Source organism: Nostoc sp. PCC 7524 (assembly GCF_000316645.1).
Taxonomy (GTDB): Bacteria; Cyanobacteriota; Cyanobacteriia; order Cyanobacteriales; family Nostocaceae; genus Trichormus.
This window is the reverse complement of record NC_019684.1, coordinates 1,211,136-1,230,728: the sequence shown is the minus strand read 5'-3', so window position 1 is coordinate 1,230,728 and position 19,593 is coordinate 1,211,136. Positions and strand designations below refer to the sequence as shown.

Sequence of the window (19,593 nt, the reverse complement as noted above, 5' to 3'; positions counted from 1 at the left end):
ACCCAAGGGGTAAAGTGTGGAAAACTGGCAAGCCCTCATCAGTGCGATCGCATTTATAGGCGTAATTTTTTTGATCATGACAGAATGGGTGCATTTCACCATTGCGGCTTTGTTAGGAGCATTATTATTGGTGTTTACCAATGTCATGACTTTACAAGAAGCTGTTATTTACATTGGTAATAATTATGGCACATTGGGGTTATTCTTTGGGGTGATGGTATTAGTTCGAGCCTTTGAGCCAACAAAAATATTTGATTACTTAGCAACTCAAATCGTATTGTTGGCTAAAGGTGATGGTAAGCGTCTATTACTAGGTATTGTGGGGATTGTAACTCCCATTTGTGCAGTTTTACCTAATGCTACAACAGTGATGTTATTAGCACCATTAATACCTCCAATTGCTGAAGAAATAGGAGTAAATTTTATTCCTTTATTAATTTTGATGGTATTAATTGCCAATAGTGCTGGACTACTAACTTTAGTAGGTGATCCGGCTACTTTTATTGTGGGTGATGCTGTCAATATCAGTTTTATAGATTACTTAGGGAAATTGAGTTTAGGGGGAGTAATTGCTGTTGCCACAGTGATAGTCACTTTGCCATTCTTATTCCGCAAAATTTGGCATACTAAGTTAGAGAATCTAGAAGAATTACCACACCCACAAATTAATCATCCACGAGTTTTAACTGTCGGTGCAGTTATTGCTGGTTTTGTATTGCTATTTTTTGTGATTGGAGAATCTCTACCAGTACCAATTTCTCCGGCGGCAGTGGCTTTGTTAGGTGCAGCCTTGGCTTTACTACTATCTCACCATAGCAGGATTGATACAGTTAATAATATCTTGCGAGATGTAGATTGGAGTACATTGATATTTTTTATGAGTGTATTTGTTTTAATTGGAGGTTTAGATAAGACGGGTATAATTAATGGTTTATCCAGAGTATTAGCAACTATTTTAGGGAAAAATATTATTTTAGGCTCTCTATTTTTATTGTTTTTTGTAGGGATATTGTCTAGTGTAGTACCCAATATTCCCTTAGTGGTGGGAATGGTTCCCTTACTCAAACAATACCTTGTGACAGTAGGTTTAGCACCCGCAGAAGTATTAGCCAGAGACTTTCAAGGTCAATTTCCTCCTGAAGTTTTACCACTGTTTTATGCCATGATGTTTGGCGCAACTTTAGGAGGTAATGGCACACTCATAGGTGCTTCTTCTAACATCGTAGCGGCTGGGATTTCTGAGCAGCATGGACGGCGAATCTCTTTCAAAACTTTTTTACACTATGGTATACCCATCACAATGCTGCAACTGGTGGTTTCGGCGTTGTATGTGTTGATTCGGTTTTTGATTTAGAGTTTCCTGCTAGTAGCCGCTTTAACTGGGTTATTAGGACTAAAGTCCTTACTACAAACTTGAATGCAGAAATTCCCCTCACTCTTTTAATCAGAGAGCAGGGGAATTTTATATTTTGCAGGGGCAAAAAGGAAATTTGATTTATGAGAGTTAATTACTCTCACAAATCAACCAAATTTCAGCTTAATAGCCGATGAAGTGGAGTACATCACGCAGGACACTATAGCCTGCTAAATCCCACAGTAAGTATGCCAGAAAACCAATCATTGCCAAGCGACCATTCCAGAGTTCGGCTTGTGGGTTCCAGCCAAAGATAAAAGCGTTGCGATCTATGCCATTGTAAGCATTAGCAACAGATGGTAAGTCTGTAGAAGAACGAGTTTCACGAGTTTCCATTGGTTTCTCCTAATATTAATCTAGTTTGAAAATAGGGACTGGGGAGTGGGGATTGGGGACTAGGAAGAGAAATTTTCCTACCCTGGGTGTGGGCTATTCTCCCGTGATTAGTTGACTGAAAAAAGCAAAATTCTAGTATCCAATTAGATGTAATACATCGCGTAGAACGCTATAGCCTGCTAAATCCCACAGTAAATATGCTAGAAAACCAATCATGGCAAAACGACCATTCCAGATTTCTGTTTGAGGAGTCCAACCAAACAGAAAAGCATTGCGATCGCGGCCGTTATATTCTGTAGCGATGGTTGGTAGATCAGTGGAAGAGCGAGTTTCCATTTTTTTGTCCTAAATAATTCGTTACTTAACTTAACTTTAGCTATTGTTTACTAACTTGCTTTCTGTCAATAGATACAATCTCTAGGCACTTCTTAGGGACGATTACCGAAAACCTTTTGGTATCGTCAAATCCATCTTGAGGAGGTGATAAAAAGGCTAATTGTAAATAAATGTAAACTCGCTGCAATAATCCAGAGCTAACAATACAATTTAAGAAAATCAAATATTCACAGGCTCATAATTAAAAATAAAATCTATCAATCCTCACTTCATAAGCATTACACCACCTAAGTTTTGCAAATTCAAATTGAAACACTGCTGTTTAAAATTAAAAATTCTATCTGCCGTAGGATATAGTTTCAAACTTAGGAGAGATGATTTTATAGCTTGAATTCCAGGATTCTAAAAGTAAGAACATTGAGTTATTGCCATAGATACATAGCCAAAGTACAGTTGCTGCTCACAAAATTCTTAGTACCTCAAAGTTTAAAATGACTAGCACAAGGAAATACAATGTTTCAAAGTACGGAAATCATACTGGCACTTGACAAACCTCTATTGTGGGTGGCACAAGTTCCACTTGCTCCCCCAGTTTCACCAGCGCAAGCATCGGTTATTACTTCTGGGCCGCGTTTTTTTGTGGCTTTACTGTCTGGTGTCATCCTAGCTTTTGCTTTCCAGTTAGTATTAACCAATCTCTCCGTCGCCGCAGGGATTTCCTACCTAGGTCGTCCGTCTGATTCAGGAATGGGAGAAGGAGGAAGTTTCGGTGGCACGATTCGTAAAATCGGGACGGCGGCTGGCATCTGGACATTAGTCACCGTCACGATCGCCTTATTAATTGCCTGTTTTCTGGCAGTAAAATTGAGCCTCTTAGTTTTAGATCCCAGACTGGGAGCAATTCTCGGTTTAGTAATTTGGGGCGCATACTTTTTGTTACTGGTTTGGGTGAGTTCTACTACGGTAGGTTCCTTAATTGGCTCGGTAGTCCACTCAGCCACCTCCGGCTTCCAAGCAATTATGGGGACAGCTACCGCCGCTTTGGGTGCTAAAGCCGTGAATCAGCAGGTAGTAGCCACAGCCGAAGCCGCCGCCTCTGCCGTGCGTCGGGAATTAGGTAGCGCCATCGACCCCATTAGTATCCGGGAAAACATAGAAGATTATATTGAAAAGCTGCGTCCACCAGAACTAGATATATCTAATATTCGCGGTGAATTTGAAAGCTTACTGAGTGATCCTAGAGTCAGAGAAATTGCTGGTAGTCCTGACCTGCGTCATATCGATCGCCAAAAGTTTGTGGATTTAGTTAGCAGCCGCACCGACCTTTCTAGGCGAGATGTCAATCGCATAGCTGACACACTATATAGTGTTTGGCAACAAACTATGGGTAAAACACAACCCATGCAAGACAACTTAGGAGAGTTGGTTAGTTATCTCAAGTTACTGCCACCCGGACAAACCAAAACCGATGAACTCAACGCCAAATTAGATCGGTTGATGGCACAAATAGGTACTACTAAAGAGACTGAGCAAAAAGCAGCTCCAGGGCCAATTCAGAGTACACTCCAGCAAGGGCTATCCGCCTTAACTGGGATTGTTTTGGGACGGACTGATTTATCAGATTTAGACGTAGAGAAAATTTGGCAAGCCCTAACCACAGCTAAAGATAAAGCCACAGCACAAGCAGATAAATTAGGATTACCCATACCATCCCAACCTTACAGTCCGATTCGGGCTGATATGGAAAACTACCTACTTAATACCTATGCTTGGCAATTGAGTGAGGAAAGAATTGCCCAAGAATTTCGGGATGTGATCTACGATCCAGCCGCCGATCCTGGTACAGTGCGACGGGAACTAGAGCGAATTTCCCGCAGTGATTTTGTGAATATCCTGCAAAACCGAGGACTACTCACCCAAGCCCAAATTCAGCACATCGCCGACCGATTAGAAGCAGTGCGTCAGGAAGTGCTTTTGTTAGTGACTGCGGAAGAAGAAAGAGAGATAGACCAAGACTTACAACGGCGGGTAGAAAGTTATTTGCTAGTGACAGCTAAGGGTGATTTAACCCCAGAAGGTATTGAACGGGATTTTAAATCCATACTGGCAGATCCAGACGCAGATTATGAAACCATGTCCCGGCGACTGGTGATAGTTGAGCGTCAAGCAATGTTGGATATATTGTTAGAACGCAATGATATTCAGCCATACGAAGCTGGTGCCATTGTAGATGAATTAGAAAAACAACGCGATCGCGCCTTAGTAGAATCGAAAAACTTAGCTGATCAAGCTAGATATCAAGCTGAAACCCTGTGGTTGAATGTCGAGTCATATCTCCGAAACACAGGCAAAGCCGAGTTAAACCCTGATGCCATCCGGGCGGACTTGAAACGGCTATTGGAAGACCCCCAAGCCGGAATGACTGCAATTCGGGCGCGATTGTCTCGCTTTGACCGGGATACTTTGGTGAAATTGCTCAGTCAACGGCAAGATTTAACCCCAGAACAGGCTGATCAAATTCTCCACACAGTAGAAGAATCTTGGCACAGCATCCGCCATACACCACAAGCTTTAGCAGATAAAGCCAAGGAGCAATATGACTCTGTAACTGCAACAATTGCAGATTACTTACGGGGAACAGGCAAAGAAGAACTCAACCCCGAAGGAATTCAAAGGGATTTAAATAGACTGTTTGAAAATCCCCAACAGGGAATTGTGGTGCTGCGGCGGCGATTGTCTCAAATTGACCGGGATACCTTGGTGAAATTGCTCAGTCAACGCCAAGATTTGAGCGAAGAACAAGTCAACCAAGTAATTGACTCTGTACAAACATCCATTCGTAACATTGTCCGCGCCCCGCGTCGCCTAGCTACCCGTACCCAGCAAAGAGTAGAAACTTTCCAAGCTTATTTGGAAGAATATCTGCGACAAACTGGTAAAGAAGAATTGAACCCAGAAGGGATCAAGCGCGATGTGCAACTACTACTGCACGATCCTAGGGTAGGGATGGAAAGTTTTAGCGATCGCCTTGCACATTTTGACCGTGCTACAATCATTGCCCTGCTAAAGATTCGGGAAGATATTAGTGATCAAGAAGCCGCCAGAATCGCCGATAACATGATCTCAGTTCGGGATCAATTTGTCGAACAAGTGCGGGGTATACAACGCCGCATCCAAGATGTGATTGACGGGATTTTTGAGCGGATTCGCCACTATCTCAACTCCTTAGAACGTCCAGAGTTGAACTATGACGGCATTAAACATGATGTGCGGACATTGTTTGAAGACCCACAGGCAGGGTTTGATGCTCTACGCGATCGCCTCTCATCCTTCAACCGTGATACTCTGGTAGCCATTATGAGTTCCCGTGAGGATATCTCTGAGGCAGATGCCAACCGGATCGTTGACCAAATTGAACGCGCACGTAACACCGTCTTGCAACGTGCCGAACGCCTACAACAGCAAGCACAACACCGCCTAGAAGAAATGAAGTATCAAGCCCAACGGCAAGCGGAAGAAACCCGCAAAGCCGCCGCTTCAGCCGCTTGGTGGTTGTTTGCCACAGCGATAGTTTCCGCCCTGTTCTCTGCATTAGGAGGAGCGATCGCTGTAGTTCTGGTGTAGGTTAACAAGTTGTCTCCGCTTAATTTCAAGCCTCCTGATATGGGAGGCTTTTTTATATTCACGACTTGCTGAAAAAGTCTTATCGTTGAAGTAGGCAATAGGCAATAGGCAATGGGCAATAGGCAATAGGCAATAGTGATTAGTTTTTCTCCCCTGCTCCCCCTACTTCCCCAATCCCCAATCCCCAATCCCCAATCCCCAATCCCCTATTCTTTCAACCTGGGATATTGAGGACGACAAGGACTACCCCAACAGACTTGTCCTGCTGGCATACCAGTAAAAACGGTACTACGTGCGCCAATTACGGCATTAGCACCAATTTGTACTCCTGGCCCGACAAAACAATCCGCCGCTAACCATACGCCGTTACCAATGGTAATACTGGCTGTTTTCAAGCCAAAAGCAGGGTCATAAATATCATGGCTACCAGTACATAGATAACTTTTTTGAGAAACTACGCAGTGTTCACCAATATCAATCTTATCTAAGCTGTATAAAACTACATCGTCGCCAATCCAGCAGTAATCGCCAATGGTGACTTTCCAAGGGTAGGTAAAACGGGCAGTAGGGCGAATAACTACGCCTTGGCCGATATGCGCCCCAAATAAGCGCAATAGCCAGCAACGCAGACTATTAAAAGGATGGGGAGTCAGGGGAAAAGCGATCGCCTGGACAAACCACCATAATAAAATGTACCAACCAGGCCGGCCTCTATCAAACCAAGATTGGTCATATTTGCGTAAATCTACAAAGGGTTGGTCATTAGTCATTAGTTTATAGGCAATAGGCAATAGGCAATAGGCAATAGTTTACGCGATGTGCAACTTATCTTTGAAACCCCTCTCCAAACCTCTCCCCTGCAAGGAGAGAGGCTTTGATTCTTGCTCCCCTTCCCTTGTAGGGAAGGGGTTGGGGGTTAGGTTTGAGAGAAAGTTGCACACGGCGTTAGTTTATGAAAAAAAGTTAGATTTTAAATTTTGAATTGATTCAATATCCCCTACTCCCCTACTCCCCTGCTTGTTTCGCGGTTATTGGACAGTAGACCTTTAATAACGGCGTTTAAATAACCTACTTGGCCATAGGCATAAACGAGGTTATCGAAGCTTTGGGCTGGATCATTCAAATATTTCAAGGCTTTATATAAGCCACGTATCAACCTTTCACTACCCAAACTTAACTGAGCAATACCGGCTTTACCAGCTAGTTGTTCGCGGTAGCATTCGCTGATACCTTGCCACCAGCCTCGGTTGAAAAACCAAGCACGGTTGATGCGTTCTGGGGCGACGTTGTGAGCGACTAAAGCTTGGGGAAGATAGGCGACTTGCCAACCACCCTGGAGTGCTAGTTCCGTCATTTGTAGTTCTTCATTGGAAAGGAGGTTTTTCCCCACTCTTCCCAGCTGAGGATCAAAACCACCTATGTCTTCGAGAAAGCGGCGGCGTAGGGAATAATTTAAGCCTCTAGGAGTTAGCCCTGGTGTTTCGATGTAAACTAGGCTGTCGCCTAAATCATATGCCCCCAAATTGCCTGCTAAACCAGGAGATAACCATTTTGGCGGTTCAACACCAGCAGGCCATAACAGAGTCACTTTACCACCAGCGATCGCTAGCTGTGTATTCGTTTGATAAGCGTCATACAATACTTGCAGCCAGTGAGGAGTCGCCACGGCATCATCATCTAGATATGCCAATATTTCTGCCCTAGCCACTTTAGCACCTGTATTGCGGGCTACTGATAACCCAATGGTGGGTTCAAAGACATACTTGAATCGGGAGTTGCTAGCCCTTTGTTTTGCCACTTCACAAGTGCGATCGCTTGATCCATTATCCACTACCACAACTTCAAACTCACCTGGGAAATCTTGCGTCAACAGGCTATCAATCGCCGCACCTAGATAGGTGTCCCTGTTATGTGTACAGATAATGGCAGAGATTAGGATGTCTGACATGGTGGTTTAGGGAGTGGGGAGTGGGGATTGGGGATTGGGGACTGGGGATTGGGACAGATTAAATATCTGCTTTATACTTATAACCCTCTGCCTCCTGCCTCAAACTTGCTGAATGTGACTATGTAAAACTACTAAAGTCTCGGCTAGTTGGCTGAGGCGAGTTTCTAGGTATTGTTTGCGTCCTAATAATTGTCGTAATTTTTGGTAACGAGCGATCGCCATACTCACTGTTGCTAACTGATTCGGTGGACATGGACGTGACCAAACTTTTCCAGAGGCATCTACACCACACAGGCGATAACCAGTGCGTAAAGATGGGTTAGGTGTTTTACTATCAGGGTCGCAAATTTCTTCTACATAATCTATCAAACGTTCAACTTCGGCATGGCGGAGTGTTGCTTTTCCTCCATGTTCTACATCCCAAGGATTGGATTCTAGCCAACCATTGACAATGGGGCCTTCTAAATAAATATCTTGGATTTGTTGCACGATTGTTTGTAGCTCTTTTTGCCAACCTGCTACGTGTTCCTGAATTTCTTGCAGGATGTTCATGGCTAATGCGGGATTAGCACCATGACGATGGTTGCTAAAGGTGGGTGTTTTGAATTTTGGTAGGCTGGGTATCTTACCTCCATTTTCTTGGACGGGAAAGGTTTGTACAGAACTATGGTGAGGAAACAAATTTTGCTCAGTAGGATGTTCAACCTGGGAGTCTGTAAATAGCTCTTTGAGTTCTTCTTGTGGCTTGCTTTCAGCTTCTGTCTCTTCTTTAGCCGCCACGCTAATCCTGAAGGATACAGGACGCTGCTTCGTACTCTCGCCTGTTTCCACAGGGACAGTATCGCGAGTGCCTAAATCGTGTAGAGTTGCTTCAATGCGTTTCACACCTGCTTTCATAGCCATACCCTAAAATCTACTGTTCGGTGTTTAATATTTAAAAATGGGGTGATTAAGATTTATGTCTTTCGCCCATTTTGGCATAAACAATGTTGGTGCTAATTTTATCTCGATAAAACTTATTTGCTTTCACCAATGTTATCAACAAAGTGAAAAATATTGCTTTAGATCAATCAAGCAAACATACTTAGGACATAAATTTGGGTAAAGTCATTTTAGTCACGGGGCCTGCTAGGTCTGGTAAAAGTGAATGGGCAGAAAGTTTAGCCATAGAGTCTGGGAAAACGGTAGTTTATATAGCTACAGCTAACGATAACCTAGACGATCAAGAATGGCACCAACGTATTCAAATACACCAAAACCGCCGTCCTCCAGATTGGATAACGCTGGAAGTACCAGTAACCCTATCTGTAACGCTGGCTGATACTAAACCAGATACTTGTGTTTTAGTGGATTCTCTAGGGACTTGGGTAGCGAATCTTTTGGAACAAGATGATCTCAGTTGGGAAAATACTCTGGCGGAATTTTTAGAAACAGTACAGTTAGTTGCTGCTGATATGGTGTTTGTGGCGGAAGAAACGGGCTGGGGAATAGTTCCAGCTTATCCTTTAGGGCGAACATTCCGCGATCGCCTGGGTTCTTTAGTGCGTCAGTTAGGCACAATTTGCGAAGCTGTTTATTTAGTGACTGGTGGTCATGTTCTCAATCTCAGCATACTTGGTACACCATTACCAAAATCTAAGTAGGTCGGCGTAAATAATTATTGTTGGAATAAGGCAGGGGGCAGGGGGCAGGGGGCAGGGGGCAGGGGGCAGGGGGAGAAAGAGTTTGAGCCTTATTTACTTTTCTTCACATAGTTTGGTTTTATTGCACCGACTTACTTATACATTATGAATAATGAAGGATAATTTAAGAAATTTTAAGAGACATATATTATTCTTCATTGCTGTAATTTTAGTGTGATTCTTAATAGAAAATTAAACAGTTAGCATCCAAATTGTCCTCATACCGAATGTAGTATAAAGGTATGGCAAACACAGAAGAAGTCAAAAGATATCTTTCCTACTGGTTTCAGTTAGGTAAGAAAGTAGTGATCGGTAATGAGGCAACAAAATTGCTACCTCAACCTATATTCCAAGGCGATCGCTACAGCAAAGAATTTGAAGAATGTTGGCAAAAAATTTCATCATCAGCAGGTAAATGCTACTTAGAAGGTACTGAAGAGACTATTGCTGAATTACTCACACCAGTATGGGAAATGTGGCCTTGTAGTCGCTGTTCCATGCCAGTACCTATGCGAAATGTGGGGATGCCCGCCGCACTTTGTCCATGTAATGATTTGCCAAACTGGCCTAATACTGAGTTACCCAGTCCCAGATGCCCCATTAATAACGAAGAACAATTGAAATTAATCCGCGATCAGCTTTTAGGAAAGCTTACTTCAGCTAGTTAATAACTGATCAATATGCAATACATCTACTGTGGTTTCTATTCGCGAAACCACAGTATTTTTTTGTTCATTATCAGGGTTTCAGGATTTATAGCTGTAGCCAATGAGATTAGGACATCAGGAAATCATAAAACCATTACCATCAGAGGCTTTTAAACCTGTCACCTGTCACCTGTCACCTGTCACCTATCACCTATCACCTATCACCTGTCACCTGTGATAAATCTGTTTCATGATTTTGATGAATTGGTATTATGGGGGGCATTTTTGCATTCTAATGCCAGCCTAATTTGAGATTGTATTTTTCAGAAATTCTATCACCTGAATTGAGTAGTTTAGTCCCCAAAAATCAGCAATTAAGTTTACAGAAATTGTAAGTGACTCATCTAGTTACTCCCAGCTATTGTAGTTATCAAGCAAGCAGTTGAGGAGCCAACAAGCGGCAAACAACTACTAGCTGAAACCAACCAAAACTATCTGATTAATGGAGTTACTGACCATGCAATTTATCGAAAACAACCTGTTTACCCAAATCTCTACTGAAGAATCTGCTAATGTTAACGGTGGTAATACTAGTTCTATCATGAATCTTCTAAGTGCTGGTGCTGTGTCTTCAGTTTTAGACGCTTTTAATTTGGATGAAACTGAGATCGGACAAACCTTCATCCTCTTCACCCTTGCTGGTGGATTCTCATTCTAATAACATGAGGTAAGTTAACTTTCTCCTTCCTCAGTTTCAGTATCTTGAGCCAAGTTGGTGTTAGAAACCTAGTAAATATCATATAAGTAGTAAGGAAAATCGAAACCTTTTTACTGATGATAAATAAAAGTTTAGATCACCAACTTCCTCAACAAATATTTTCTTCTCATAAGCTGAGGTAAAGAATGCGCTCACCGTTTCATATAAGCTTACATATTTGTCCCTTACTATGAACGGATTGAGCGCATTCAAAATAATTTCCTTGGACATAAGTAGAACGGCGTAAATATTTGTAATTGGGATAAGGCAGGGAGCAGGAGGCAGGAAGGCAGAGGATTTTAATATAGTTGTGTTTTTTCCTACAGACTTACAAACAACAACATATAGCAATTCGATATTTTCAATGGTTTCTGCACGAAAATTATTCTACAAAAAGTAGAAAAGTGGAGTAAAAAATTATGCAAGTTATCGAAAAAAATCACCTGTTTACAGAAATATCAGCTAAAAATGCTGCTGCTGTTAGTGGCGGAGGGTTAAGAGAACTTCTGACGGCTTCTGCTTATTTTACCGTAATTACTGCTTTGACAGGTAATCCAGCAGGTGATTTAGAACGCAATATAGGCTTGTTATTTTTAATGGGTGTGCTGTCGGTACCTGGTTCTTTACCCGGTCTTTTTGATTAGTTTTTATTATTATAAATGCCAATTTAATTATGTTATTTCATTATCAAACATATGGAGAAAAATAGCCTATTTACGGAAATATCTGCTGAAGATGCTGCTGATGTTAGTGGTGGTGGACTGCTGACGGCTGCGGCGTATATCACAGTAGCAAATGCGTTTAATATTTCCCCTGAGTTAACACAAACTACGGCACTTCTATTTCTAATTAATGCACTAGCAGTACCTGGATTTTTAAGTGATAGTTTTATTCCATCTTTGGGAAGACAAAGTACACCATTCCGCTCTCATAGAGCTAGTAGTGGAGCATCACTTTTCGTAACACAATTGATGTATAACGTAGAACCTTGGCTATGAATTAATATACAAATGAAATGCTAGATGGAGGAAACATGAATACTGTTGAAATACAAATGTTTTTTATAGAGGTTAGTGCTGACATATCTGCTTATATTAGTGGAGGATTTATGATTAATAGGACACAACCAAATTTACCTTTCCTGCCACAAAGAGAAAATGATATCGCTAGAGTTAGCCGTCAACTTTTTGGAGATAACGATATCATAACTCGTATATTCAGTTCTAATAACTCTTCTTATCGATTATAGATTTCTTGAGCATCGCAATATATGTTATGCACATAAGTTAAATCTATCCAATTTGACTTATGTATTTTTTTGTTATTTTAATTAAGGTTTTAAATCAATAAACAAATATAAATGTTTGAATTATGAAATACGCTCATGTTTTACAACATAGTGAAGAAGATTGTGGGGCGGCTTGCCTAGCCGCGATCGCCAAACATTACGGACGCAACTTTACCCTCAGTCGCATTCGTGAAGCCGTCGGTACAGGGCAATTCGGCACAACTTTATTAGGGCTAAAACGAGGCGCAGAAACATTAGGTTTTAAGGCTAGTACCGTTAAAACTTCCCCAGAGTTATTAAACCACATTGATAAAGCACCCTTACCAGCAATTATCCACTGGCAAGGGAATCATTGGGTAGTTTTATATGGTAAAAAAGGCAAAAAATGTGTAATTTCTGATCCGGCTGTAGGTATACGTTATCTATCTCCAAAAGATTTAGTTGCAGGTTGGACTGATTGGTTAATGTTATTACTAGAGCCAGATCCAGAATTATTTTATCAAGAAGAAGACGATAATATTGCTGGTTTTTGGCGTTTCTTTAAACGTATCTGGAATTTTCGGACTATTTTAGCCCAGGCTTTACCGCTAAATTTACTATTAGGAATCTTATCTTTAGCTTCTCCTTTTCTGCTGCAAATCTTAACTGATGATGTTTTAGTTCGTGGTGACACTAAGCTACTCACAACGATGGCGATCGCTGTAGTAGTAATGAATATTATTTCTAGTAGCTTATCGTGGGTACAATCTAACTTAATTGCTCACTTTGCCCAACGCTTACAATTAGGACTGGTTTTAGATTTCTGTCGGCAGATTCTCCGATTACCTCTGAGTTATTACGAAGCTCGTCGCAGTGGAGAAATTGTTAGTCGCCTCCGAGATATCAACCAAATTAATCAGTTGGTTGCTCAGGTTGTGATCAGCTTACCCAGCAAAACTTTTATTGCTGTCATCTCTTTGGCGTTAATGACTTTTTATAGCTGGAAGTTAACTGGTGTAGCTATGCTGGTTTCTGGATTTATGACTATATCGACAATCGTATTCCAGCCAACCTTACAGCAAAAAACCCGTGAGCTTTTAGTTAAAGATGCAGAAGCACAAGGTGTTTTAGTAGAAACATTTAAAGGCGCTCTCACACTCAAAACTACTACCTCTGATTCACAATTTTTAGATGAACTACAAATTCGCTTTAGTCATATAGCTAATCTGACATTACGCACCCTCCAAATAGGAATTATCAATGGTACATTCTCCAATTTCATTTCTAGTGTCGGTAGTATCGTTTTACTTTGGTATGGTGGTAATTTAGTCATTAACCCAGCCGAAAATTTGAGTATTGGGCAGTTACTAGCCTTTAACTCAATGAATGGTAATTTTGTCATCTTAATTTCTACTGTCATTAGTTTTGTTGATGAGTTTACTACTGCAAAGACTGCGGTGCAACGTCTCACAGAAGTGATAGATACTACCCCAGAAAATGCAGGGGATGGTAAAAAACCTTTTGCCAAACTACTAGGAGATGCTGATATTATTTGTACAAATGTCAACTTCCACTATGCTGGGCGAGTTGATTTATTAGAAGACTTTACTTTAACAATTCCTGGCGGTAAAGTTACTGCTTTGATTGGTAAATCTGGTTGTGGTAAAAGCACTTTAGCTAAACTAATTGCAGGCTTGTATCCTCTACAATCTGGTAACATTCGGATTGGCTTATATAATCTAGAAGACTTATCTTTAGATTGTTTACGTCAGCAAGTGGCGTTAGTTCCCCAAGATGCTCATTTTTGGAGTCGTTCGATTGTCGAAAACTTTCGTTTAGGTACACCCTTCGTTACCTTTGAGCAAATTGTCAGAGCTTGTCAAATCGCTGGTGCTGATGAGTTTATTAGTAAACTGCCTGATAAATATCAAACAGTTTTAGGGGAATTTGGAGCTAATATTTCTGGTGGGCAACGTCAACGGTTAGCAATAGCCAGAGCCATAATTACAGAACCACCAATTTTGATTTTGGATGAATCGACTGGTGGGCTTGATCCAGCTAGTGAAACACAGGTTTTGGATCAATTATTACGTCATCGTCAAGGTAAAACTACAATTTTAATTAGCCATCGTCCTAAAGTTATTAATCGGGCTGATTGGATTGTGTTACTAGAGCAAGGTAGGTTAAAGCTGCAAGGTTCTCTAGAGGAATTGCAATCAACAACAGGAGAGCATATAGATTTTCTCCTGCCTTAAATATTGATAAATCTGTGGTGAAATATGCTGTATATTCAGAATCAGAAAATCCTGGCAGCAGATCCCAATGAGGAGTTTTTACCCCCTATTAGTACATGGACATCTCTTTTAGGATTATTACTAATAGGAACTGTTGGGACTGCGATCGCACTCTCTTCTTGGATTAAATACGATGTCGTTGTTAAAGCGGCTGCGACTGTACGCCCTGTAGGTGATGTGCGCCTAGTACAACCAGAAATGGAAGGGACTGTTGAGAGTGTTCTGGTGACAGAAAATCAACTTGTGCAACGGGGTGATGCGATCGCGCGTTTGAATACAGCTCAATTACAAATTAAAAAAAGTCTATTACAAAGCAATATCCAACAAGGTAGATTACAACTGATCCAAATTGATGCTCAAATCAGTACATTAGATACGCAAATACTAGCTGAAACACGATTAATTGAGCGGACAATTGCATCTGCCCAAGCAGATTTAAGTAGAAACCAACGAGATTACCAAGAAAGAAAAATTACTACTGATAGTGAATATCTAGCGGCGGCGGCTGGCTTACAAAAAGCCATAGCCAGCTTGCGAAAAGCTCAAGCCGATTTAGACTTTGCCAAAGTAGATCGCGATCGCTATCAACAATTAGCAGAAATCGGTGCTATTGGTAAACGAGAATATGAACAGAAAAAACTGGTGGTAGAACAAACTAAATCCTTACTAGCAGCCGAACAACAAGCCGTGAAAATTGCCGAAGCCCAATTGCAATCAGCCAAAGCTGTGGTGAATCCCAGCGCAGCAACGGTTGCGATCGCTACTGAACGCATCGCCCAAGAACAGGCTAGAGGTGAAGCTAGCATCGCTACACTCAACAAAGAAAAACAAGCCCTCCAGCAGCGCCGAGTGGAAATGCAAGCCCAACTCAATCAATATCACAAAGAATTACAACAAGTAGAAAAACAACTCCAAAGTAGTGTAATTCGCGCTACCAGTGACGGTGTAATTCTCAAACTAAATTTACGCAACCCTGGACAAGTTGTACGCGCTAGTGAGCCAATTGCAGAGATTGTACCCCAAAATACGCCTTTAGTAGTTAAAGCCATAATTCCCACCGCAGACATTAAAAAAGTTGCCGTTGGGCAGAACGTACAACTGCGAGTTGCGGCTTGTCCTTACCCTGATTATGGAACACTCCAGGCTGTAGTCAGTGCCATTTCTCCCGATGCGATCGCACCCCAACGCCAGGATACAAGTACAGCCACACCAGGCGCTATCACTCCCAATGGTAGTTATTTTGAAGCGACAATTCAACCCAAAAATCTGACATTTGGTCATGGTAATAAATCATGTCACATTCAATCAGGTATGAATGCCGATGCTAACATTATTTCTCAACAAGAAACAGCACTACAATTCATCCTGAGAAAAGCAAGATTAATTACAGATATATAGGCGAAAAAGACTAGAGATTAAGGACTAGGTAAAAAAATCTTCCCCATCTCCCTCATCTCCCCCATTTCCCCCACTCCCCCACCTCTAGCCACAAATTATACTTTCAAATGTCTAAGTTATGACCCTTGTTAGATTTCTGCCTGCTTATCATAGAATTCAACAAGCATTACAATGGTGGTCTTCTAGACAGTCAATGAAGCTTTTTCTGGAAGCTGAGAAAATTCGTGATGGTTTATTACAAGAAACCTTTACTATCCGCCGCAACTTAGATTTAGTCGCAGTAGAGAATTTGAATTTCTCAAGTAACCAAACTCAAGATTACCTCAAACAGATTGATCAATTTCATCACTCTTTAGTACAATTGAGCAACCGCTTATTTCCAGATTCACTTCAAGATAACTTTCCTCTGGCTATTGAGTGCTTATTAGAACCTTGGCTAGCGGCACATCCTCATCTATATTTTCATCTTGATTTGCCAGTATCTTGGCGACATGAGCAAGCGGAGCATAGTTTAATTGTCTTATCAGCCTTAGATGAGTTATTGACAATTAGTTTGCCACATATCTTAACACCAATCACAATTTATATTAGCCTCAAGCCACAGAAAAATTTTGGACAATTAAACGTACAGATTCACTATCCTGATGTAACTACATTTATCTGTCGCTCTAGCTTACCAGAATTAGATTATCTTTGCGATACTGTCCAAATATTAACTTCAGGTAGATGCTTTTATCGAACTAACAATCGTAAAGTGATTTGGTATTTTTGTTGGTAAATATTGTCCTAAAAATTTTAGTATCTCAACTAAAATAGCTGTTGCATAAGTATTTTATCAGTACAATAATCTCATCAGAGAAAATATCACTATTCAAATCCGAAAAAGTTGATAATTGTGTAATTAATTGGCAGGGTGTTAATTATGAAACAAACATTATCTGCAAACACACTCCTAAAGATTTTAGTAATAGATGACCATGAATCAGTTTTAAGTGGCACATTAAACTTACTAAAAAAACATTATGAAGATGCTGAATTAATTACTGCTTTAAATTCCCATGATGCGCTCGATCAAGTTAGTATTTTGCAGCCCGATTTAGTAATTATGGATCTATCGATTCCCAAAAATTCCGGAGTGACAGCACGACCTGATACGGGTGTACAACTTTTGAGAAATTTCATGAAAAATTATCCCCACTTAAACATTGTTGTTCAAAGCGCCCATGTCAGAACATTAGTCAGAATTAAACCTGATATTGATAATCATAAAGGAGGTTTTACAGTTGCTGATAAAAGTCTTTCTACTCAGGAAATGTTAACCAGAGTTGACTGGGCATTGCAGGGATTAACTCATACAAAAGATATCAAAGGCATTCATGGGGGGTTAGAAATTAAACCAGAGTGGTTGAAAGTATTAAATTTAGCCTTTGATGAAGGTTTACAAGATAAAACAATTGCCGAAAAAATGTGTATATCCGAAAGGATGGTACGCCATTACTGGAGTAAACTGCAAGATGCTTTAGGAATATATCCAGAAGAGGGTAAAAATATTCGCATACAAACTGAAATGCGGGCAAGGGCAGAGGGACTAATTGATTAGTCAGCCCCTTTGGGAAATTCAAAATAGCCTACGGCACGACTTACGCTACAAATTTCAACATTCAATCCCCATACTGAAAAGTCCAGTAATCCAGTAGGGTTTAATTTTGAATTGGAGTAAAGCGACTTGACGGTTAGTGGGGTGCGTCAGTATGAATAATTTCTTGGTACAGCTAAGTTTTCTCGCACTGACGCACCCTACATTTTTGATATTTTTTTATCTGGAAGTCCCCTAGCTACTCACTACCGGCTAAACGCCGTGCTACCGCTAACAGCACTATAACTACCTACCACTAAAGACTGGGGAATTAGCTTATGCCTCCTGGACTTTGGAAAATTATTAAATCAGAAATTAATATTTGGCGAGTAGGTATTTTACCAGGATTTACTGTGATTGGGCTGGTAATATTTGCTCGTCTCATGGGATTAATACAGTCTTTGGAGTGGTTAGCTTTTGATAGTTTTCTCCGCTTACGTCCAGAAGAAACTATTGATGAGAGAATTTTAATTGTGGGAATTAATGAAGATGATATCCGCAATCGTCAAAATTATGGCATTGATTCTTTTATCCTGGATCGCGACTTAGCAGCATTATTATTAAAATTACAAAAATATCAGCCCAGAGTCATTGGGCTTGATATTTATAGAGATTTACCAGTCAATCCTGGCCATAGTGAATTAGTCCAAGTTTTTCAAAAATATCCCAATATAATTGCTATAGAAAAGGTATTACCAGAAGCAATTTCTCCACCGCCAAATTTTCCCCCAGAACGCATTGGTTTTGCTGACCAAATCACAGATAATGACGGTAAATTAAGAAGGATTTTATTAGGTACACCGACATCTGATGGTTACAAGTTCTCTTTATCTGTGAGATTGGCAGCCGCTTATTTAGAGCATCATCATATTCACTTAGAAAATGGCATTCGCGATCGCGCTAACATGAGATTCGGTAAAACAGAATTACCAAGGTTCTTACCCAACTCTGGCGGATATATTCGCACTGATGCGGGTGGGGTGCAGGTATTGCTAAATTTTCGCAGTGGTCGCGAAAGATTTCGCATGGTGTCTGGGAGCGATATCAAAAGCGGTAAAATTAATCCTGAGTGGTTACGCGATCGCATCGTCATTATTGGTATCACTGCACCTAGTCGTAAAGATTTTATTACTACTGCTGCTACTCAATCAATTAAACCAGCCAAAGGACGAGTATATGGGGTAGAAATTCAAGCCCATGCCGTCAGCCAAATTATTAGCGCCGTGTTGGATAATAGACCATTATTAAAAACTTGGGATGAGCAATGGGAATATACCTGGATTTTTGCCTGGGGTTTCTTAGGAATTACTATTGCGAGGTTAACTAAATCCCCCTTCACTAATATCATAGTAGTTGCTTTTGCTACTTGTAGTTTAGTCATTATTAGTTATTTGTGCTTGGTTTGGGGTTTGTGGGTTCCCTTCATACCAGCAATTTTAGTTTTGCTATTAAATGGTATGGAACTCACCGCTTTATATCAATATGACTTTGCTTTAAAGTCAGGGATGAAAGCCCGCCAAGCCATCATAGAAAGCACATTTGAAACAATTCATAATGGCCCTTTGCAAAGTCTAGCGAAAGTTTTAAGACTGCTGCAATGTCAAAACACATCAACACCAGAAGTCTTACCACAGATAGAAAAAGAACTGGAGAAATTAAACCATGAATTAAGAGGGATTTACGAATTTTTGCAACAAGAATCATCAGAACAAAATATGAGTTTATATTTAGGTAATAATCTGGTGTTAGATTTGCAAGAACCTCTCCATGATATTCTTTATCAAGTTTATAGCTATACTTTAGAACGGGAATTTCCCTGCTTTCAAAGTATTAGAGTCAAAATTCGGAGCTTTGAACCTATAGATGAACGCTGCTTAAGTATTGAACAAAAGCGGGGTATTTGTCGATTTTTAGAAGAAGCTTTGTGTAACGTTGGTAAACACGCTACAGGCGCAACTCGTTTACAAGTCACTTGTTATTTATCTAACGGTTGGTACATATTGAGAATTATTGATAATGGCTTAGGAATGATGTCTCATAAAGACGGTCGAGGCACACAACAGTTTATAAATCTAGCGCAACAATTGCAAGGAAAATTTAGGCGATCGCCCCTTGCTCCCCACGGGACAATTTGTGAATTATCCTGGCCTTTAGCCAAGTTATGGGGAAATTAACAATTCAAATTTCAAAATTCAAAATTAAAGACAGGTTAGTAGGGTGCGTCAGTATGAATAATTTCTTGGTACAGCTAGGT

At 40.7% G+C, this 19,593-nt stretch carries 18 protein-coding genes; 13 read left to right on the top strand and 5 right to left on the bottom strand.

From position 1 onward, the window contains the following. Positions 1-16 precede the first annotated feature (16 nt). On the top strand, positions 17-1,354 hold the full coding sequence (locus NOS7524_RS05145) for an SLC13 family permease (protein WP_015137413.1): 1,338 nt from the start codon (positions 17-19) through the stop codon (positions 1,352-1,354). A gap of 183 nt (positions 1,355-1,537) precedes the next feature. On the opposite strand, the gene NOS7524_RS05140 is transcribed toward NOS7524_RS05145, so the two are convergent. Both NOS7524_RS05140 and NOS7524_RS05135 read right to left on the bottom strand, forming a co-directional pair. Further along, the gene (locus NOS7524_RS05140) at positions 1,538-1,750 is read right to left on the bottom strand and encodes a chlorophyll a/b-binding protein (RefSeq protein ID WP_015137412.1); all 213 of its coding nucleotides are present in this window, start codon (positions 1,748-1,750) and stop codon (positions 1,538-1,540) included. A 132-nt stretch (positions 1,751-1,882) separates the two neighbouring features. After that, entirely contained in the window at positions 1,883-2,086 is a 204-nt protein-coding gene (locus NOS7524_RS05135; protein WP_015137411.1) for a chlorophyll a/b-binding protein, read from the bottom strand. Positions 2,087-2,599: 513 nt separating this feature from the next. On the opposite strand from NOS7524_RS05135, the gene NOS7524_RS05130 reads away from it, so the two are divergent. Then, positions 2,600-5,710 carry a hypothetical protein gene (locus NOS7524_RS05130; protein WP_015137410.1) on the top strand — a complete coding sequence of 1,037 codons (3,111 nt, stop codon included), beginning with the start codon at positions 2,600-2,602 and terminating at the stop codon, positions 5,708-5,710. Positions 5,711-5,916: 206 nt separating this feature from the next. On the opposite strand, the gene hpsU is transcribed toward NOS7524_RS05130, so the two are convergent. The 3 genes from hpsU to NOS7524_RS05115 all read right to left on the bottom strand — a co-directional run bounded on the left by hpsU (position 5,917) and on the right by NOS7524_RS05115 (position 8,555). Continuing rightward, on the bottom strand, positions 5,917-6,480 hold the full coding sequence (gene hpsU, locus NOS7524_RS05125; protein ID WP_015137409.1) for a hormogonium polysaccharide biosynthesis acetyltransferase HpsU: 564 nt from the start codon (positions 6,478-6,480) through the stop codon (positions 5,917-5,919). A gap of 227 nt (positions 6,481-6,707) precedes the next feature. Beyond that, positions 6,708-7,658 carry a glycosyltransferase gene (locus tag NOS7524_RS05120; RefSeq protein WP_015137408.1) on the bottom strand — a complete coding sequence of 317 codons (951 nt, stop codon included), beginning with the start codon at positions 7,656-7,658 and terminating at the stop codon, positions 6,708-6,710. Between the two features lie 99 nt (positions 7,659-7,757). Beyond that, positions 7,758-8,555, bottom strand: a complete 798-nt coding sequence (locus NOS7524_RS05115) for a hypothetical protein (RefSeq protein ID WP_015137407.1) — start codon at positions 8,553-8,555, stop codon at positions 7,758-7,760. A 200-nt stretch (positions 8,556-8,755) separates the two neighbouring features. Between NOS7524_RS05115 and cobU the strand changes: the two genes are divergently transcribed. From cobU to NOS7524_RS05060, 11 genes are all read left to right on the top strand, one after another. Beyond that, positions 8,756-9,301: a bifunctional adenosylcobinamide kinase/adenosylcobinamide-phosphate guanylyltransferase gene (gene cobU, locus NOS7524_RS05110; RefSeq protein WP_015137406.1), complete on the top strand. Its 546-nt coding sequence runs from the start codon at positions 8,756-8,758 to the stop codon at positions 9,299-9,301. A gap of 281 nt (positions 9,302-9,582) precedes the next feature. Further along, entirely contained in the window at positions 9,583-10,008 is a 426-nt protein-coding gene (locus NOS7524_RS05105) for a hypothetical protein (RefSeq protein WP_015137405.1), read from the top strand. Between the two features lie 496 nt (positions 10,009-10,504). Then, entirely contained in the window at positions 10,505-10,705 is a 201-nt protein-coding gene (locus tag NOS7524_RS05100) for a hypothetical protein (RefSeq protein ID WP_015137404.1), read from the top strand. A gap of 458 nt (positions 10,706-11,163) precedes the next feature. Then, on the top strand, positions 11,164-11,388 hold the full coding sequence (locus NOS7524_RS05095) for a hypothetical protein (protein WP_015137403.1): 225 nt from the start codon (positions 11,164-11,166) through the stop codon (positions 11,386-11,388). 51 nt (positions 11,389-11,439) lie between these two features. After that, positions 11,440-11,742 (top strand): hypothetical protein, encoded by a 303-nt coding sequence (locus tag NOS7524_RS05090; RefSeq protein ID WP_015137402.1) that lies wholly within the window; start codon positions 11,440-11,442, stop codon positions 11,740-11,742. Positions 11,743-11,777: 35 nt separating this feature from the next. Beyond that, entirely contained in the window at positions 11,778-11,993 is a 216-nt protein-coding gene (locus NOS7524_RS05085) for a hypothetical protein (RefSeq protein WP_015137401.1), read from the top strand. Positions 11,994-12,115: 122 nt separating this feature from the next. Further along, on the top strand, positions 12,116-14,266 hold the full coding sequence (locus NOS7524_RS05080; RefSeq protein ID WP_015137400.1) for a peptidase domain-containing ABC transporter: 2,151 nt from the start codon (positions 12,116-12,118) through the stop codon (positions 14,264-14,266). A gap of 24 nt (positions 14,267-14,290) precedes the next feature. Further along, positions 14,291-15,703: an HlyD family efflux transporter periplasmic adaptor subunit gene (locus NOS7524_RS05075; RefSeq protein WP_015137399.1), complete on the top strand. Its 1,413-nt coding sequence runs from the start codon at positions 14,291-14,293 to the stop codon at positions 15,701-15,703. 118 nt (positions 15,704-15,821) lie between these two features. After that, positions 15,822-16,481 (top strand): hypothetical protein, encoded by a 660-nt coding sequence (locus NOS7524_RS05070; RefSeq protein WP_015137398.1) that lies wholly within the window; start codon positions 15,822-15,824, stop codon positions 16,479-16,481. A gap of 144 nt (positions 16,482-16,625) precedes the next feature. After that, a complete protein-coding gene (locus NOS7524_RS05065) occupies positions 16,626-17,303 on the top strand; it encodes a response regulator (RefSeq protein ID WP_015137397.1) in 678 nt (225 codons plus the stop codon). 314 nt (positions 17,304-17,617) lie between these two features. Then, a complete protein-coding gene (locus NOS7524_RS05060; protein ID WP_015137396.1) occupies positions 17,618-19,513 on the top strand; it encodes a sensor histidine kinase in 1,896 nt (631 codons plus the stop codon). Positions 19,514-19,593: the final 80 nt, after the last annotated feature.

Bases quoted from the DNA above. Each gene is read 5' to 3' on its own strand.
- NOS7524_RS05065 (WP_015137397.1), top strand. From the start codon at position 16,626: ATGAAACAAACATTATCTGCAAACACACTCCTAAAGATTTTAGTAATA.
- NOS7524_RS05095 (WP_015137403.1), top strand. From the start codon at position 11,164: ATGCAAGTTATCGAAAAAAATCACCTGTTTACAGAAATATCAGCTAAA.
- NOS7524_RS05120 (WP_015137408.1), bottom strand. From the start codon at position 7,658: ATGTCAGACATCCTAATCTCTGCCATTATCTGTACACATAACAGGGAC.
- NOS7524_RS05075 (WP_015137399.1), top strand. From the start codon at position 14,291: ATGCTGTATATTCAGAATCAGAAAATCCTGGCAGCAGATCCCAATGAG.
- NOS7524_RS05090 (WP_015137402.1), top strand. From the start codon at position 11,440: ATGGAGAAAAATAGCCTATTTACGGAAATATCTGCTGAAGATGCTGCT.
- NOS7524_RS05080 (WP_015137400.1), top strand. From the start codon at position 12,116: ATGAAATACGCTCATGTTTTACAACATAGTGAAGAAGATTGTGGGGCG.
- NOS7524_RS05115 (WP_015137407.1), bottom strand. From the start codon at position 8,555: ATGAAAGCAGGTGTGAAACGCATTGAAGCAACTCTACACGATTTAGGC.
- NOS7524_RS05100 (WP_015137404.1), top strand. From the start codon at position 10,505: ATGCAATTTATCGAAAACAACCTGTTTACCCAAATCTCTACTGAAGAA.
- NOS7524_RS05135 (WP_015137411.1), bottom strand. From the start codon at position 2,086: ATGGAAACTCGCTCTTCCACTGATCTACCAACCATCGCTACAGAATAT.
- NOS7524_RS05060 (WP_015137396.1), top strand. From the start codon at position 17,618: ATGCCTCCTGGACTTTGGAAAATTATTAAATCAGAAATTAATATTTGG.
- hpsU (WP_015137409.1), bottom strand. From the start codon at position 6,480: ATGACTAATGACCAACCCTTTGTAGATTTACGCAAATATGACCAATCT.
- NOS7524_RS05070 (WP_015137398.1), top strand. From the start codon at position 15,822: ATGACCCTTGTTAGATTTCTGCCTGCTTATCATAGAATTCAACAAGCA.
- NOS7524_RS05105 (WP_015137405.1), top strand. From the start codon at position 9,583: ATGGCAAACACAGAAGAAGTCAAAAGATATCTTTCCTACTGGTTTCAG.
- NOS7524_RS05085 (WP_015137401.1), top strand. From the start codon at position 11,778: ATGAATACTGTTGAAATACAAATGTTTTTTATAGAGGTTAGTGCTGAC.
- NOS7524_RS05130 (WP_015137410.1), top strand. From the start codon at position 2,600: ATGTTTCAAAGTACGGAAATCATACTGGCACTTGACAAACCTCTATTG.
- NOS7524_RS05140 (WP_015137412.1), bottom strand. From the start codon at position 1,750: ATGGAAACTCGTGAAACTCGTTCTTCTACAGACTTACCATCTGTTGCT.